Source organism: Streptomyces yangpuensis (assembly GCF_024666385.1).
Taxonomy (GTDB): Bacteria; Actinomycetota; Actinomycetes; order Streptomycetales; family Streptomycetaceae; genus Streptomyces; species Streptomyces yangpuensis.
The window spans coordinates 1,460,810-1,474,560 of sequence record NZ_CP102514.1; the positions used below are offsets into that span (position 1 = coordinate 1,460,810).

Consider the following 13,751-nt stretch of genomic DNA (forward strand, 5'->3'; position numbering starts at 1 on the left):
GGGGGCGTGGGTGGGGTCAGGAGTCGGAGGCCTCGCGGGAGAAGCCCAGGCGGGTGCGGAGGGGGACGCGTTCGTCGGCGCCGACCGCCGCCGCGCCGTCCGTGACCGTTTCGTAGACGGCCAGGATGTCCGCGCCGACCGTGGACCAGTCGAAGCGGCGCACGTGGGCCGAGCCCCGCGCGCTGAGCTCCGCGCGGCGCTCCGGGTCGCGCAGGAGGGCGATCGCGCCGGCCGCCAGGGCGTCCGCGTTCTCGTTGGCGAAGAGGTCGCCCGCCCCGCCCTGGTCCAGGACCTGCGCGAAGGCGTCCAGGTCGGACGCCAGCACCGCGGCGCCCGCCGACAGGGCCTCGACCAGGATGATGCCGAAGCTCTCGCCGCCGGTGTTCGGGGCCACGTACACGTCGACGCTGCGCAGCAGCCGCGCCTTGTCCTCGTCCGAGACCATCCCGAGGAACTCCACGCGCGAGCGCAGGCCGGCGGGGAGCGAGGCCACCGCCTCCTCCTCGTCACCGCGGCCCGCGACCAGCAGGCGTACGTCCGGGCAGGCCTCCACGATCTTCGGGAAGGCCGCCATCAGCACCGGCAGGCCCTTGCGCGGTTCGTCGATGCGGCCGATGAAGCCGAGCGTCCCGCCGCCCCATTCCGCCTTGGACTCGGCCTTCGCGAAGAAGTCCACGTCCACGCCGTTCGGGATCACGACCGCGTCCCCGCCGAGGTGCTCCACCAGCGTGCGCCGCGCGTACTCGCTCACCGCGATCCGCGCGCTGATCTTCTCCAGGGCGGGCTGCAGGATCGGGTACGCGGCGATCATCGCCCGGGAGCGCGGGTTCGAGGTGTGGAAGGTGGCCACGATCGGCCCCTGCGCCGCCCAGCAGGAGAGCAGCCCCAGCGAGGGCGAGGCCGGCTCGTGGATGTGGATCACGTCGAAGGTGCCGTCGTGCAGCCAGCGCCGTACCCGGGCCGCCGACAGGAAGCCGAAGTTCAGCCGGGCCACGGATCCGTTGTACGGGACCGGCACGGCCCGCCCGGCGGAGACCACGTACGGCGGCAGCGGGGTCTCGTCGTCGGCCGGGGCCAGCACCGACACCTCGTGGCCGAGACCGATCAGGTGCTCGGCCAGGTCCCGGATGTGGAACTGGACGCCGCCCGGCACGTCCCAGGAGTAGGGGCACACGATGCCGATCTTCACTGCGTGCGCTCCTCCAGGTCGTCCAGCCAGAGCCGCTGGAGCATGTGCCAGTCCTGGGGGTGCTCGGCGATCCCCCACGCGAAGGCGTCCGCGACCGCCTGGGTCATGGCGGTGGTCTTCTCGGCCCGGGTCCCGGCCTTGGGGACCTCCACCTCGGGGTGGATCCGGCCGTACATCTTGGGCGTGTCGCCGTAGTGCAGGGTGGCGGGGAGCAGCACCGCTCCCGTCTGCTGGGCCAGCAGCGCCGGCCCGGCCGGCATGCGCGCCGTCGAGCCGAAGAAGTCCACCTCGACGCCGGAGGCCGACAGGTCCCGGTCGGCGACCAGGCAGACCAGGCCGCCGGAGCGCAGCCGCCGGGCGAGGGTGCCGAAGGCGGCGCCGCCGCTGTGCGGCAGGACCTCCATGCCCAGGCTCTCGCGGTAGGCCACGAAGCGGTCGTAGAGGCTCTCGGGCTTGAGGCGCTCGGCGACCGTGGTGAACGGCGAGCCGATGTGGCCGATGGCCCAGGCCCCGGCGAGGTCCCAGTTGGCCAGGTGCGGCAGGGCGACGACGACCCCGCGCCCGGAGGCGAGGGCCTCGCGCAGGAGGTGCTCGTCCTTGAACTCGACGTCCGTGCTGAACCGCTTCGGGTCCATGGTCGGCAGCCGGAAGGACTCCATCCAGTACCGCATGTACGAGCGCATGCCGGCCCGGGAGAGCTCGCGCAGCCGCTCCGGGCCCGCGTCCGGCACCACCCGGGCCAGGTTCGACTCCAGCCGCAGCACGCTCTTGCCGCGGCGCTTCCACGCGAAGTCCGCGATCCGCCGGCCGAGGGCCACGGCGGCCGGCTCGGGCAGCTTCCTGACCCCGGCCCAGCCGAGTCCGTACAGCCCGTCGACCAGCTTGTCCTGTGCGGCGCCCATCAGGCCGCGCCCCCCTCGGCAGCGGCGGCCGCGGCGTCGGCCTCGGCGGCCTCGCGGCGTACGGTGACCACGCGCTGGATCAGCGTGACGAGCGAGCCGGCCGCGACCGCCCACAGGGCGACCGGCAGGAGGACGCCGAGCCAGGACGGCGCCCCGAAGGTCTGCAGTCCGGACAGACCGGCCGCGACCAGCGAGATCACCAGGCGCTCGGCGCGTTCGACGAGCCCGTTGACGGCCACCGGAAGGCCGATCGACTCGCCCCGTGCCTTGGTGTACGAGACCACCTGGCCGCTGGCCAGGCAGAAGATCGCCACCGCGCACAGTGCGTTGTCGTCGCCGGAGCCGGCGTACCAGAGGGCGAGGCCGCCGAAGATCGCCGCGTCGGCCACCCGGTCGAGGGTGGAGTCGAGGAAGGCGCCCCACCTGCTGGAGATCCCCGCCTGGCGGGCCATGTTCCCGTCGACGAGGTCGGAGAAGACGAAGAGGGTGATCGTGATGGTGCCCCAGAAGAACTCCCCGCGGGGGAAGAAGACCAGCGCGCCCGCCACCACTCCGGCCGTGCCGATCAGGGTGACCGCGTCCGGGCTCACCCCCCGCCGGAGCAGAAATGCGGCGAATGGCGTGAGAACACGCGTGAAGAATGCACGCGCGTACTTGTTCAGCATGGCCTTCCCGGAGGGTCGCTGGGCCGCACGGCCACCACGGCCACCGGCTGGCCCATCGTAGCCAGCACGCCGCCGCCGGAACGCCGCGCACCCACCGGTTCTCGCTCCGTAAGGCGTACTTCGTGCCGCGGCCGGTCCGCGGCGCGTCCCGGGCGCGCGCCCCGTACGCCCCCTGTACGCCGCCGGTACGTCCGCGGTACGACGTATGGACGCCGCGTGACAGCGGTGCAAAGCTCGTAGAACCGCGCATTCCTCATGCGCGGGGACAAGGAACCCACCCTCCTCACCGTCACCACCGGGAGGCACGAGCACCATGGGAGCCACATCACACCAAGCCGGAGCCGCCGGCAGGGCACTGACGGCCGACCGCCCGTCCTCCATACGGAACGTCGTGCTGGTCGGCCCCAGCGGATCCGGCAAGACCACACTGGTCGAAGCCCTCGCCCTGACCGCCGGAGCGGTCAACCGGGCCGGCCGGGTCGAGGACGGCGCCACCGTCTCCGACTACGACGAGATCGAACACCGGCGCGGGCGCTCCATCCAGCTCTCCCTCGTCCCCGTCGAATGGGACGGGATCAAGATCAATATCTTGGACACCCCCGGATACGCCGACTTCGTCGGGGAACTCAGGGCCGGTCTGCGCGCGGCGGACGCGGCCCTTTTCGTCGTCTCGGCCTCGGACGGGATCGACGGCGCCACCCGCATGGTCTGGGACGAGTGCGAGGCCGTCGGCATGCCGCGCGCGATCGTCGTGACCCACCTGGAGGCCGCCCGCTCCGACTACACGCAGATGACCGCGGTCTGCGGCGAGATCTTCGGCGCCGACGACCCCGACGCGGTCATCCCCCTCCACCTCCCCCTGCACGGCCCCGCCGGCCCGGACGGGCACGCCCCCGTCACCGGCCTGCTCGGCCTGCTCTCCCAGCGCGTGTACGAGTACACCTCCGGCGAGCGCGTGGAGCGCGACCCGGACCCGGCCGAGCTGGACCTCATCACCGAGGCCCGCTCCCGCCTGATCGAGGGGATCATCGCCGAGAGCGAGGACGAGACCCTCATGGACCGCTACCTCGGCGGCGAGGACATCGACCTGAAGACGCTCGTCGAGGACCTGGAGCGGGCCGTGGCCCGCGGCACCTTCCATCCTGTCCTGATGGCCGCTCCCGCCGCCGACGGCGCCCGCCAGGGCCTCGGCACCGTGGAACTCCTCGAACTGATCACGGGCGGTTTCCCGACGCCCCTGGAGCGCCCCGCCGTCACCGTCACCCGTCCCGACGGCACCGCCCGCCCCGACGTCACCTGCGATCCCGCCGGCCCCCTGGTCGCCGAGGTCGTCAAGACCTCGTCCGACCCCTACGTCGGCCGCGTCTCCCTCGTACGCCTCTTCTCCGGCACCCTGAACCCCGAGGAGACCGTCCACGTCAGCGGGCACGGCCTGTCCGACCGCGGACACGAGGACCACGACGTCGACGAGCGGATCGGCACCCTCACCGCCCCCTTCGGCAAGCAGCAGCGCGTCCTCGGCCGGTGCATCGCCGGCGACCTGGCCTGCGTGGCCAAACTCAGCCGGGCCGAGACCGGCGACACCCTCTCCGCCAAGGACGACCCGCTCCTGATGGCGCCCTGGACCATGCCCGACCCGCTGCTCCCCCTCGCCATCGAGGCCCACAGCAAGGCCGACGAGGACAAGCTCTCGCAGGGCCTGGCCCGGCTCGTCGCCGAGGACCCGACCATGCGGCTGGAGCAGAACCCGCACACCCACCAGGTCGTCCTGTGGAGCCTCGGCGAGGCCCACCAGGACGTCGCCCTGGAGCGGCTGCGCACCCGCTTCGGCGTCCAGGTCGATCCCGTCCCGCACAAGGTGAGCCTGCGCGAGACCTTCGGCGGCAAGGCGGCCGGCCGCGGCCGGCACGTCAAACAGTCCGGCGGACACGGCCAGTTCGCCATCTGCGAGATCGAGGTGGAACCGCTCCCGCCGGGCAGCGGCATCGAGTTCGTCGACAAGGTCGTCGGCGGCGCGGTGCCCCGCCAGTTCATCCCGTCCGTGGAGAAGGGCGTCCGCAGCCAGGCCGCCCGCGGGGTCGCGGCCGGCTACCCGCTGGTCGACATCCGCATCACCCTCCTGGACGGCAAGGCGCACTCGGTGGACTCCTCGGACGCCGCCTTCCAGACCGCCGGCGCGCTCGCCCTGCGCGAGGCCGCCGCCGAGGCCCGGATCGACCTGCTCGAACCGGTCGCCGAGCTCGACGTCCTGATCCCCGACGAGTACGTCGGGCCCGTCATGAGCGATCTCGCGGGCCGCCGCGGCCGCGTCGTCGGCACCGACCAGGCCGGGTCCGGGCGCACCCGGGTCCGTGCCGAGATCCCCGAGATCGAGATCGGCCGCTACGCCGTCGAGCTGCGCTCGGTCTCGCACGGCACCGGCCGCTTCGCCCGCGCCTACGCCCGGCACGAGCCCATGCCGCCCCAGATCGCGGAAAAGGTGCGTGAACAGGCAGAGAAGGGAACTTAGTTGAGGTAGCCCCGGGGTGTGCCGCCCGTCCAACCAGCTTGCGATGGGCGGCATTTCCCTGTCCCATGACCACGGGGCGGGATCCGCCGATAGGCTCTTCGGCGCATCAGAACAGCAGGAACACAGCAGGAACGCACAGCGATGGGGTGGGGGCAGCGGTGGCGGACGACGGATTCGACTTCAGGCCCGGCGCGCAGATTCCTCTGCAGAACGGCGGAGGGCAGACGGCGGCGACCAACGCCCTCGCCTCGGCCGCGTACCGCGATGGCGGCAAGGACACCCGGCTCGACGCGATACTCGGGGCCAACAGCGAGAACCACCCGGCCACGGTGAAGCCCCCGAAGCTCTCGCTCTTCGAGCCCAGCCTCGGCGAGGCCTTCTGCCGGGCCGTCGAGGCCCGCACCCTGGGGGCCGGCCGCAAGCCGCTCATCCAGTCCTTCGGCGCCGACCCGCAGACGGTCGTGGAGCACTGCCTGGCCGCGTCCCGCATCCGCAAGGAGCGCGACCGCAGGCTCCGCGTGATCATGCTGGTCTGCGGTGTGCTGTTCCTGCCCGGGCTGCTGCTGTGGCTGGGGCTCTTCCAGCTCCGCAAGTCCCTCGCCTCCAAGGAGGGCAAGCACTCCTGGCTGGGCACCGCGCTCCTGGTGGGCGTGGGCGTCGTGGTTGCCGTCCTGATGTTCAGGCTGCCGCTCACCGGCTTCCTCGGCCTCTACGCACGCGGCATGGTCATCGCGCCCGCGCTGGGCTGGCTGCTGGCCCGCCGCACCTGCGAGTCCACCGCCCGTGATCTGCGCGAACGCTGGGACGGGCTGCTGTCCGGCGGCGGTGTCGCCGCCAAGATCCCGGAGGCCGTGCCCGGCAACCCCGACGAGAAGGCCCGCGAGGACCTGCGCCACCAGCTCGCCAAGCTCACCGCCGAGGACCGCAGCAACCAGGTCTTCTACGCCGGCCCCAAGGGCATCCTCGGGATGGGCACCCGCTGGGGCAACTGGCAGATGGCCGAGGAGCTCGCCCCGAAGGACGAGGGCAAGGAGATCCACCCCTTCCGGGCCTGGGACGTCATCCGCGCGATCGACGCCCAGCTGCGCAAGCTGGAGCGGGGCCCGCTGCACACCGGCGGCTTCCCGCCGGCCGCGATCCAGCACTGGATCGTCACTCCGGTCGGCGAGGGCGCCGCCGAGGTGGCCCGCCCCACCGGGGAGAACGTCGACGCCTTCCTCGTCAAGCCGCACGAGGTCACCCGGATCTGCAACGAGCAGCAGTTCAACTCCGGCAACCGGCACTACCTGGGCATCCAGTACCCGCTCTGGGACGGCCAGCTGATCATCAACATGCTGGTCACGGTCACCGTGCTCTACAAGACCCTGCGCGTGGACGTCACCGCGCACGCCCTGGGCCCCGTGCACGGCCTCTTCACCACCAAGTCCAAGGCACCGGTGGTGGAGGTGCCCAAGAGCATTCGCTTCTGGGAGACCGTGGAGAAGCCGCTGGCGCTGGTCGACACCCAGGAGGTGGTGCGCCTGGCCGTGCGCGCGCCGCTGACCTGGTACCCGCCGATCCTCGACTTCTTCGGCGGCAAGCTGGTGCTGCCCGAGCCCTTCGGCCTGCGGCACGTCTGGGCGAGCTCGATGTGGCGCCACCGGTTCATGGCCGACGACGCCCTGCGCACGGTCGCCCCGGTCCTGAGGTCGATCCACACGGCGACCTTCAAGGTCCTCGAGGAGAACGGCGTGGACACCGAGCGCTTCACCAACCGCTCCTCGATCATGAGCGGACTCATCCAGGAGCCGGCACCGCGCAAGGCGGACGTCTACGACGCCTAGGTCGTCTCTTCCGGATCTTGCCGATTGAGCCCGCGTCGTCCGGTGCCGTGCATCGCAAGGCGGAGAGGCTCCCGTGTACTGGACGTACTCGGGTGCCTCGACAACGCGGCGAGGCGCGGTGCAGGGCGGCGCGGGTCAGGCAAGATCCGGAAGAGGCGGCCTAGGATCCGGTGGCTAGGGTGGAGGGACGAGGAGACGGGCCGAGGAGGCGACCGTGACCGAGCGCAAACCGCCGGGCGTGGACTTCGAGTCCTTCGTGGACCGGCAGATCAGGCAGGCCACCGCACGCGGCGACTTCAAGGAGCTGCCGGGCTTCGGCAAACCGTTGGCCTCGCTCGACGCCCCGTACGACGAGCTGTGGTGGATCCGGGACAAGATGCACCGGGAGGGCTTCGCCGCCCTCCCGCCGGCGCTCGCGCTGCGCAAGGAGGCCGAGGACGCCCGTGAGGCGGCCGCGGCGGCGCGTACGGAACGCGAGGCGCGGGCCCTGCTCACCGAGGTGAACGAGAAGATCCGCTCGGCCCTGCGGATGCCCCCGCCGGGCCCTCCCCTCAACCTGAAGGAGTTCGACGTCGAGGCCGAGCTGCGGGCCCGGCGCGAGCGGCACGCCTCGTAGCGGGCGTCCGGCACGGCTGGTGGGGGCCGGAGCCCCGGGGGTCAGCCCTGGGGCCAGGCGTCGGCGAGCATCTGGCGCGTGTCCGCGAGGAGTTGGGGCAGCACCTTGGTGTGACCGACGACGGGCATGAAGTTGGTGTCCCCGCCCCAGCGGGGCACGATGTGCTGGTGCAGGTGCGCGGCGATACCGGCGCCGGCCGCCGCGCCCTGGTTCATGCCGATGTTGAAACCGTGGGCACCCGAGGCCTTGCGGAGCGCCACCATCGCCCGCTTCGTGAGGTCGGCCAGTTCGGCCGTCTCCGGACCGTCGAGCTCGGTGTAGTCGGCGACGTGCCGGTACGGGACCACCATCAGGTGGCCGCCGTTGTAGGGGTAGAGGTTCAGCACGGCATAGACGTGCTTGCCCCGCGCCACGACCAGGCCGTCCTGGTCGGACATCTCCGGAATCCCGCAGAAGGGGCAGCCGTCCCCGGCCTCCGGGCCGGTCGGCTTGTTCTCCCCTTGGATGTAGGCCATCCGGTGGGGCGTCCACAGCCGCTGGAACGCGTCCTGCGTGCCGACCCCGATCTGCTGCTCCGGCTCAGTCGTCATGCCATGCAGCATATGACCTTGCCCGTGCGGACGAGGAAGGCCCCCGGAAAGTGATCACTTTCCGGGGGCCCGCGCCGTACGGATCAGACCTGGACGCGGTCCGCGACGACCTTCGCCAGCTTGGCCAGCGCCTCGTCCTTCGGGATGCCGTTCTCCTGCGAACCGTCGCGGTAGCGGAAGGAGACGGTGCCCGCCGCCATGTCCTCGTCACCAACGATGATCATGAACGGGACCTTGAGCTTCTGATGGTTGCGGATCTTCTTCTGCATGCGGTCGGAAGAGGCGTCCACCTCCACGCGCAGGCCCTGCTTCTTCGCCGCAGCGGCGAACTCCTGCAGGTACTCGACGTGTCCGTCGCCGATCGGGATACCGACGGCCTGGACCGGGGCCAGCCACGGCGGCATGGCACCCGCGTAGTGCTCCAGCAGCACGGCGAAGAACCGCTCGATCGAGCCGAACAGGGCGCGGTGGATCATGACCGGACGCTGGCGGGAGCCGTCCGGGGCGGTGTACTCCAGGTTGAAGCGCTCCGGCAGGTTGAAGTCCAGCTGCACGGTCGACATCTGCCAGGTGCGGCCGATGGCGTCGCGCGCCTGCACGGAGATCTTCGGACCGTAGAAGGCGGCGCCGCCCGGGTCGGGGGTCAGCGGGAGGCCCTGCTTCTCGGCGACCTGCTGGAGGACCGCGGTGGCCTCCTCCCAGACCTCGTCCGAGCCGACGAACTTCTCCGGGTCCTTGGTGGACAGCTCCAGGTAGAAGTCGGTCAGACCGTAGTCGCGCAGCAGGTTCAGCACGAAGGTGAGGGTGCGGTCGAGCTCCTCGGCCATCTGCTCACGGGTGCAGTAGATGTGCGCGTCGTCCTGGGTGAAGCCCCGGGCGCGGGTCAGGCCGTGCACCACGCCCGACTTCTCGTACCGGTACACGGTGCCGAACTCGAACAGGCGCAGCGGCAGTTCGCGGTAGGAGCGGCCGCGCGCGTCGAAGATCAGGTTGTGCATCGGGCAGTTCATGGGCTTGAGGTAGTAGTCGGTACCACCGTCGAGCTGCATGGGGGGGTACATGCCCTCCGCGTACCAGTCCAGGTGGCCGCTCTTCTCGAAGAGGGCGCCCTTGGTGGCGTGCGGGGAGTAGACGAACTCGTAGCCCTCCTCCTCGTGCCGGCGGCGCGAGTAGTCCTCCATGACCCGGCGGATGATGCCGCCGCGCGGGTGGAAGACGGCGAGGCCGGAGCCGATCTCGTCCGGGATGGAGAAGAGGTCGAGCTCGTTGCCGAGCTTGCGGTGGTCGCGCTTCTCGGCCTCGGCGAGGAAGTCGAGGTGGGCCTTCAGCTCCTCCTTCGACGGCCACGCGGTGCCGTAGATGCGCTGGAGCATCGGGTTCTTCTCGCTGCCGCGCCAGTACGCGGCGGCGTTGCGCATGAGCTTGAACGCCGGGATGTTGCGGGTGGTGGGCAGGTGGGGACCGCGGCAGAGGTCCTTCCAGCACAGCTCGCCGGTCTTGGCGTCCAGGTTGTCGTAGATGGTCAGCTCGCCGCCGCCCACCTCGACGTTCGCGCCGTCGTCGGTGGACGCGGAACCCTTGATGCCGATGAGCTCCAGCTTGTACGGCTCGTCGGCGAGCTCCTCGCGCGCCGCCTCGTCGGTGACGACACGGCGGGAGAAGCGCTGGCCGCGCTTCTGGATCTCCTGCATCTTCTTCTCGACGGCCTTGAGGTCCTCCGGCGTGAAGGGCCGGGCCACGTCGAAGTCGTAGTAGAAGCCGTCACGGACCGGCGGGCCGATGCCGAGCTTGGCCTCGGGGAACAGCTCCTGCACGGCCTGCGCCATGACGTGCGCGGTGGAGTGGCGCAGGATGTTGAGGCCGTCCTCGGAGGAGATCTCCACCGGCTCGACGGTCTCGCCGTCCTGCACCTCGTAGGCGAGGTCCTTGAGCTCGCCCGCGACGCGGGCGGCGACGATGGTGCGCTCGCCGGCGAAGAGCTCCGCCGCCGTAGTGCCCGTGGCCACCACGCGCTCGTCCCGCTCGGAATCGCGTTGGATGATCACACGGACGTCTGACACCGGTCACTCCTGACTCAGGGGATGCGCGAGCGAACGCTGCGCGCGTGAATCGTACCGAGCCGAGTGGCTGCGCCGCTAAACGGTTACTCCCGGGCTCCGCCCGCCCCCGCCCGTATCCCCTGGACAGCCGCAGGCGGCACGTGCGGCTGTGCCGGGGCTCCGGCCGGGCACGGGGGGAACAGGGCCCCGAAGCTCCGGCCCGGCACGAGACGGCGCAGGCGGGGCGTGGGGCGGGGTCACCCCGGGACCTCTCCTCGGCTCGCGAACACCGAACCAGACCGGCCCGCCGCCCAGCGGTGCGTTCGCTCGACCTGCGGGGAGATCCCGGCGCGCCCCCACCCCACCGCAAACCTCGGCCCGGCACGGGCAGGCGCAGGCGGGTGTGGGGTCCCCCGAAACCCCGGCAGGGCCCGGGCTCCGGCCGGGTACGGGGGGGAACAGGGCCCCGAAGCTCCGGCCGGGCACGAGACGGCGCAGGCGGGGCGTGGGGCGGGGCCACCCCGGGACCTCTCCTCGGCTCGCGAACACCGAACCAGACCGGCCCGCCGCCCAGCGGTGCGTTCGCTCGACCCGCGGGGAGATCCCGGCGCGCCCCCACCCCACCGGAAAGAGCGGCCGTGGGGTGGGGACACTCCGGGGCGTCCCCGCAGGTCGAGCGAACCCACCACCGGGTCACAGGGCGGTCCCGCTCAGGGTTCGCGAGCCGAGGAGACGCCCCGGAGGGGCACCGCCCCACACCGAAGCCACCGCCGGGCCCCGGCAGGTGCGGGCCGCACCTCCGAAGCCCCGGCTCCGGCGAAAGCAGGCCGCGCCACCAAGCCCGCGCCCCCGGCCACGGCCCGGACCCCGCCCCGCCCGCCCCGGCCCGCCCCGCCCCGCCCCGGCCCGCCGGGAAATTCGGTCGCGCCGCCGGGCGGCGCCGGTAGCGTGAGGGGTTGCCTCAGCCCCCGGAGGGACCCGTATGCCGAGCCTGCACGTCCGTTCACTCGACCTGACCGACGACGCCACCGCCGCCGCCGTGCACCGGATCGGCCGGGCCGCGTACACCGTCGAGGCGGAGCTCATCGGCTTCGACGGGATCCCCGCCCTGCGCGAGAGCCTCGCCGAGATGCGCGCGCAGGCACTGCACTGGGTCGGGGCCGTCTCCGAGGACGGGGAGCCGGCCGGGTTCCTCGCCTGGGGGGAGGAGCCCAACGGCCCCGCCACCGGGATCGACCGGCTCTGCGTCGCCCCCGCCTTCTTCCGCCGCGGCATCGCCTCCCTGCTGCTGCGCCACGCGCTGGCCGAGCTGGCCGAGCTCTTCCCCGGCCGCCCGGTCCAGGTGACCACCGGAGCCGCGAACACCCCGGCCGTCCGCCTCTACGAGGCCTTCGGTTTCAGCCGCGGCCCGGACTTCTCCCCCGCCCCGGGTCTGGTGATGGCCTCCTTCAGTCGTCCGACGGCAGGACATCCGCAGGGTCCAGGGACTCGTCCAGGGACTTCATGAGGCGGTCCCGCTCGACCTCGTCCAGCGGGACGGGGGTCACGTCCGTGGCGTCCGTGAGCCGGCGGAAGCCGCCCCGCCGCTGCAGCCGCCCGCTGATCCGGATCGGCAGGCCCACCAGGTGCGCGTGGCCGGCCACCTGGTACGCCTCCTCGTCGAGCGCGGCACGTACGTACGGGACCTCCGCCCCGGCCAGCACCCGCAGCCGCACCGTGCCCCCGCCGCCCGGGGCCGAGCGCCGCATCCGGACCACCGCCCCCGCGACGCGCACCCGCACGGCCGGCTCGTCGCGGGTGTAGCGCGCGGCCGCCTCCCGCAGGACCGGCAGGTCGCCCGGGGAGAACTCCACCGGCTCCGGCCGGGCCGCGCAGCCCGCCGGGACCCCCGCCGCCGGCGCCCAGGCGAGGGCGACACGGGCCCCCTCCGAGCCCCGCACCAGCGCGATCAGTGCCTCGGTGAGCTCCCGGCTGACCCCTGCCGCGACGGCGGCGTCGAAGGCTTCCATCCCGCCGGTGGCCCGCTGGTAGTCCACGGCCTCGCGGGCCGCGTGCAGCGCGTGGTGCAGCCGGGTCACGGTGCCCCGACCGCCGTCCACCGGCACGTACGCGCTCAGCCGCCGCCCGCCCGGCTGCGGCCCCACCAGCACCGCGTCCAGCACCCGTTCGGCCTGCGCGCGGTGCCGGGCGCCGTAGTAGCCGGCCCGCGCCCGCGCCGCGAGCGCCCCCGCCAGCAGCAGCTGCCGGGCGGCCGAGCGCAGCTGCTCCTGCACCGTCCAGGCCGCTTCGCCGCCCAGCCCGTACGCCCCCGGCGGGACCTCCCGCTCCCAGCGGATCTCGTCGCTGGGCACGCTCAGCCCGTAGAGCACCTCCCGCGCCGACGGGAGCGTGCTGCGCGACAGCGCGGTCAGCGCCTCCTCCAGCAGGTCGGTGCAGTCGGGAAAGGCCCGGTTCTCGGGGACGAGCACGCTGGTGCCGTCGTGCCCGGGCGGTGTCCAGCGCCCGTACCGCCCGGCGGCGCCGCCCCGGCGCAGCCAGCCGTGCCGGTGCAGCAGCGCACCGAGCACGGCGGGGTCGACCTGCCCGGGATCGGGCGCGGCGGAGCGCGGGAAGCCGGGGAAGTCCGGGAAGTGCCCGTGACTCCCGTGGTCCGGGGGCAGCAGCGGTTCGAGGTTCGGCGGGTGCCAGTGCATCAGGGTGTCCCTCCCGACCCGACCCGGGTCATGATCTCGCACAGCGCCCGGTCGTCGAAGATCCGCGCGGTGGGGATCCTCACGGTGGTCCGGCGCCGGCCGGTCACGGGGTGTCCGGCGAGGTTGGTCCAGTAGCAGCAGTGCCGCAGGTCGAGCCGGTCGTGTCCGGCGGCGAGCCACTGGTCGCGCTCCCGCGGAACGAGCATCACGACGAGGATCTTGTGGACGGCGACCGGGGTGCGGGCCAGCTTCACCAGGTGCTCGTTGTCGAGGGTGAAGGCGAAGGTCGGCCCGGGCGGCCGGGGCGGTACCTGGTAGGTCGCCTTCAACTGCACCTTGACGGTGACCTCGTCGTCGACGACGTGCTCGGGGGCGCCGTGGCTGACGTGCCAGTCGACGCCGTTGTCGGGGAAGGGCTGGGACAGCGAGCAGCCGGCCGCGGCGGCGACGGCGTGCAGGTATCCCACCTGGAGGGTCTCCATGCATGCGGTGGTGGCGAGTGTGCCGCGCAGCGGTACGGCCCGCGTCCCGTCCGGCGCGCCTGCGCCGCTCCCGGTCCGCGGATCGATCTGCCCCGCCAGCACCCCGCCCGGTTCGGGCTGTGCGAGCGCCATGGCCGGCTCCCCATGCCTTCCGGGCTCTGCTCTCGGTGGTGGGTGGGGTGACGACCGGTCATGTGTACGGTCCCCCATGGTTGTTGTCTCCGCACCCGGGTCGCCGCAAAC

11 protein-coding genes are annotated in these 13,751 nt (G+C 72.6%); 4 read left to right on the forward strand and 7 right to left on the reverse strand.

The features are described 5' to 3' along the window. Positions 1-16: 16 nt before the first annotated feature. The 3 genes from NRK68_RS06745 to pgsA are packed head-to-tail and all read right to left on the reverse strand — an operon-like array spanning position 17 to position 2,756. Complete coding sequence (locus tag NRK68_RS06745) at positions 17-1,189, reverse strand: glycosyltransferase family 4 protein (protein WP_183067597.1); 1,173 nt, start codon at positions 1,187-1,189, stop codon at positions 17-19. Further along, entirely contained in the window at positions 1,186-2,091 is a 906-nt protein-coding gene (locus NRK68_RS06750; RefSeq protein ID WP_257855333.1) for a phosphatidylinositol mannoside acyltransferase, read from the reverse strand. The genes NRK68_RS06745 and NRK68_RS06750 overlap by 4 nt, the downstream gene beginning before the upstream one ends. Further along, positions 2,091-2,756 carry a phosphatidylinositol phosphate synthase gene (gene pgsA / locus NRK68_RS06755; protein ID WP_183067599.1) on the reverse strand — a complete coding sequence of 222 codons (666 nt, stop codon included), beginning with the start codon at positions 2,754-2,756 and terminating at the stop codon, positions 2,091-2,093. The genes NRK68_RS06750 and pgsA overlap by 1 nt, the downstream gene beginning before the upstream one ends. Before the next feature lie 313 nt (positions 2,757-3,069). Between pgsA and NRK68_RS06760 the strand changes: the two genes are divergently transcribed. From NRK68_RS06760 to NRK68_RS06770, 3 genes are all read left to right on the forward strand, one after another. Continuing rightward, positions 3,070-5,265, forward strand: a complete 2,196-nt coding sequence (locus tag NRK68_RS06760) for an elongation factor G-like protein EF-G2 (protein WP_183067600.1) — start codon at positions 3,070-3,072, stop codon at positions 5,263-5,265. Between the two features lie 158 nt (positions 5,266-5,423). Then, positions 5,424-7,088, forward strand: a complete 1,665-nt coding sequence (locus NRK68_RS06765) for an AbeC-like domain-containing protein (protein ID WP_257855334.1) — start codon at positions 5,424-5,426, stop codon at positions 7,086-7,088. Between the two features lie 214 nt (positions 7,089-7,302). Continuing rightward, positions 7,303-7,704: a DnaJ family domain-containing protein gene (locus NRK68_RS06770; protein ID WP_183067602.1), complete on the forward strand. Its 402-nt coding sequence runs from the start codon at positions 7,303-7,305 to the stop codon at positions 7,702-7,704. Positions 7,705-7,745: 41 nt separating this feature from the next. Here NRK68_RS06770 and NRK68_RS06775 read toward each other — a convergent pair whose 3' ends face one another. Further along, positions 7,746-8,306, reverse strand: coding sequence for an HIT family protein (locus NRK68_RS06775; protein WP_183067603.1), 561 nt, complete (start codon positions 8,304-8,306; stop codon positions 7,746-7,748). 71 nt (positions 8,307-8,377) lie between these two features. Then, positions 8,378-10,354, reverse strand: coding sequence for a threonine--tRNA ligase (thrS, locus tag NRK68_RS06780; protein ID WP_030965188.1), 1,977 nt, complete (start codon positions 10,352-10,354; stop codon positions 8,378-8,380). A gap of 961 nt (positions 10,355-11,315) precedes the next feature. Between thrS and NRK68_RS06785 the strand changes: the two genes are divergently transcribed. Next, positions 11,316-11,840, forward strand: coding sequence for a GNAT family N-acetyltransferase (locus NRK68_RS06785; protein ID WP_183067604.1), 525 nt, complete (start codon positions 11,316-11,318; stop codon positions 11,838-11,840). Here NRK68_RS06785 and NRK68_RS06790 read toward each other — a convergent pair. Both NRK68_RS06790 and NRK68_RS06795 read right to left on the reverse strand, forming a co-directional pair. Then, positions 11,782-13,026: a hypothetical protein gene (locus tag NRK68_RS06790; RefSeq protein WP_257855335.1), complete on the reverse strand. Its 1,245-nt coding sequence runs from the start codon at positions 13,024-13,026 to the stop codon at positions 11,782-11,784. The genes NRK68_RS06785 and NRK68_RS06790 overlap by 59 nt on opposite strands. Continuing rightward, positions 13,026-13,640, reverse strand: coding sequence for a DUF4365 domain-containing protein (locus tag NRK68_RS06795; protein WP_183067605.1), 615 nt, complete (start codon positions 13,638-13,640; stop codon positions 13,026-13,028). The genes NRK68_RS06790 and NRK68_RS06795 overlap by 1 nt, the downstream gene beginning before the upstream one ends. Between the last annotated feature and the right edge of the window lie 111 nt (positions 13,641-13,751).

Excerpts from the sequence above, each read along its gene's own strand:
- NRK68_RS06785 (WP_183067604.1), top strand. The coding sequence starts at position 11,316 with ATGCCGAGCCTGCACGTCCGTTCACTCGACCTGACCGACGACGCCACC.
- NRK68_RS06775 (WP_183067603.1), bottom strand. The coding sequence starts at position 8,306 with ATGCTGCATGGCATGACGACTGAGCCGGAGCAGCAGATCGGGGTCGGC.
- NRK68_RS06760 (WP_183067600.1), top strand. The coding sequence starts at position 3,070 with ATGGGAGCCACATCACACCAAGCCGGAGCCGCCGGCAGGGCACTGACG.
- NRK68_RS06795 (WP_183067605.1), bottom strand. The coding sequence starts at position 13,640 with ATGGCGCTCGCACAGCCCGAACCGGGCGGGGTGCTGGCGGGGCAGATC.
- NRK68_RS06750 (WP_257855333.1), bottom strand. The coding sequence starts at position 2,091 with ATGGGCGCCGCACAGGACAAGCTGGTCGACGGGCTGTACGGACTCGGC.
- pgsA (WP_183067599.1), bottom strand. The coding sequence starts at position 2,756 with ATGCTGAACAAGTACGCGCGTGCATTCTTCACGCGTGTTCTCACGCCA.
- NRK68_RS06790 (WP_257855335.1), bottom strand. The coding sequence starts at position 13,026 with ATGCACTGGCACCCGCCGAACCTCGAACCGCTGCTGCCCCCGGACCAC.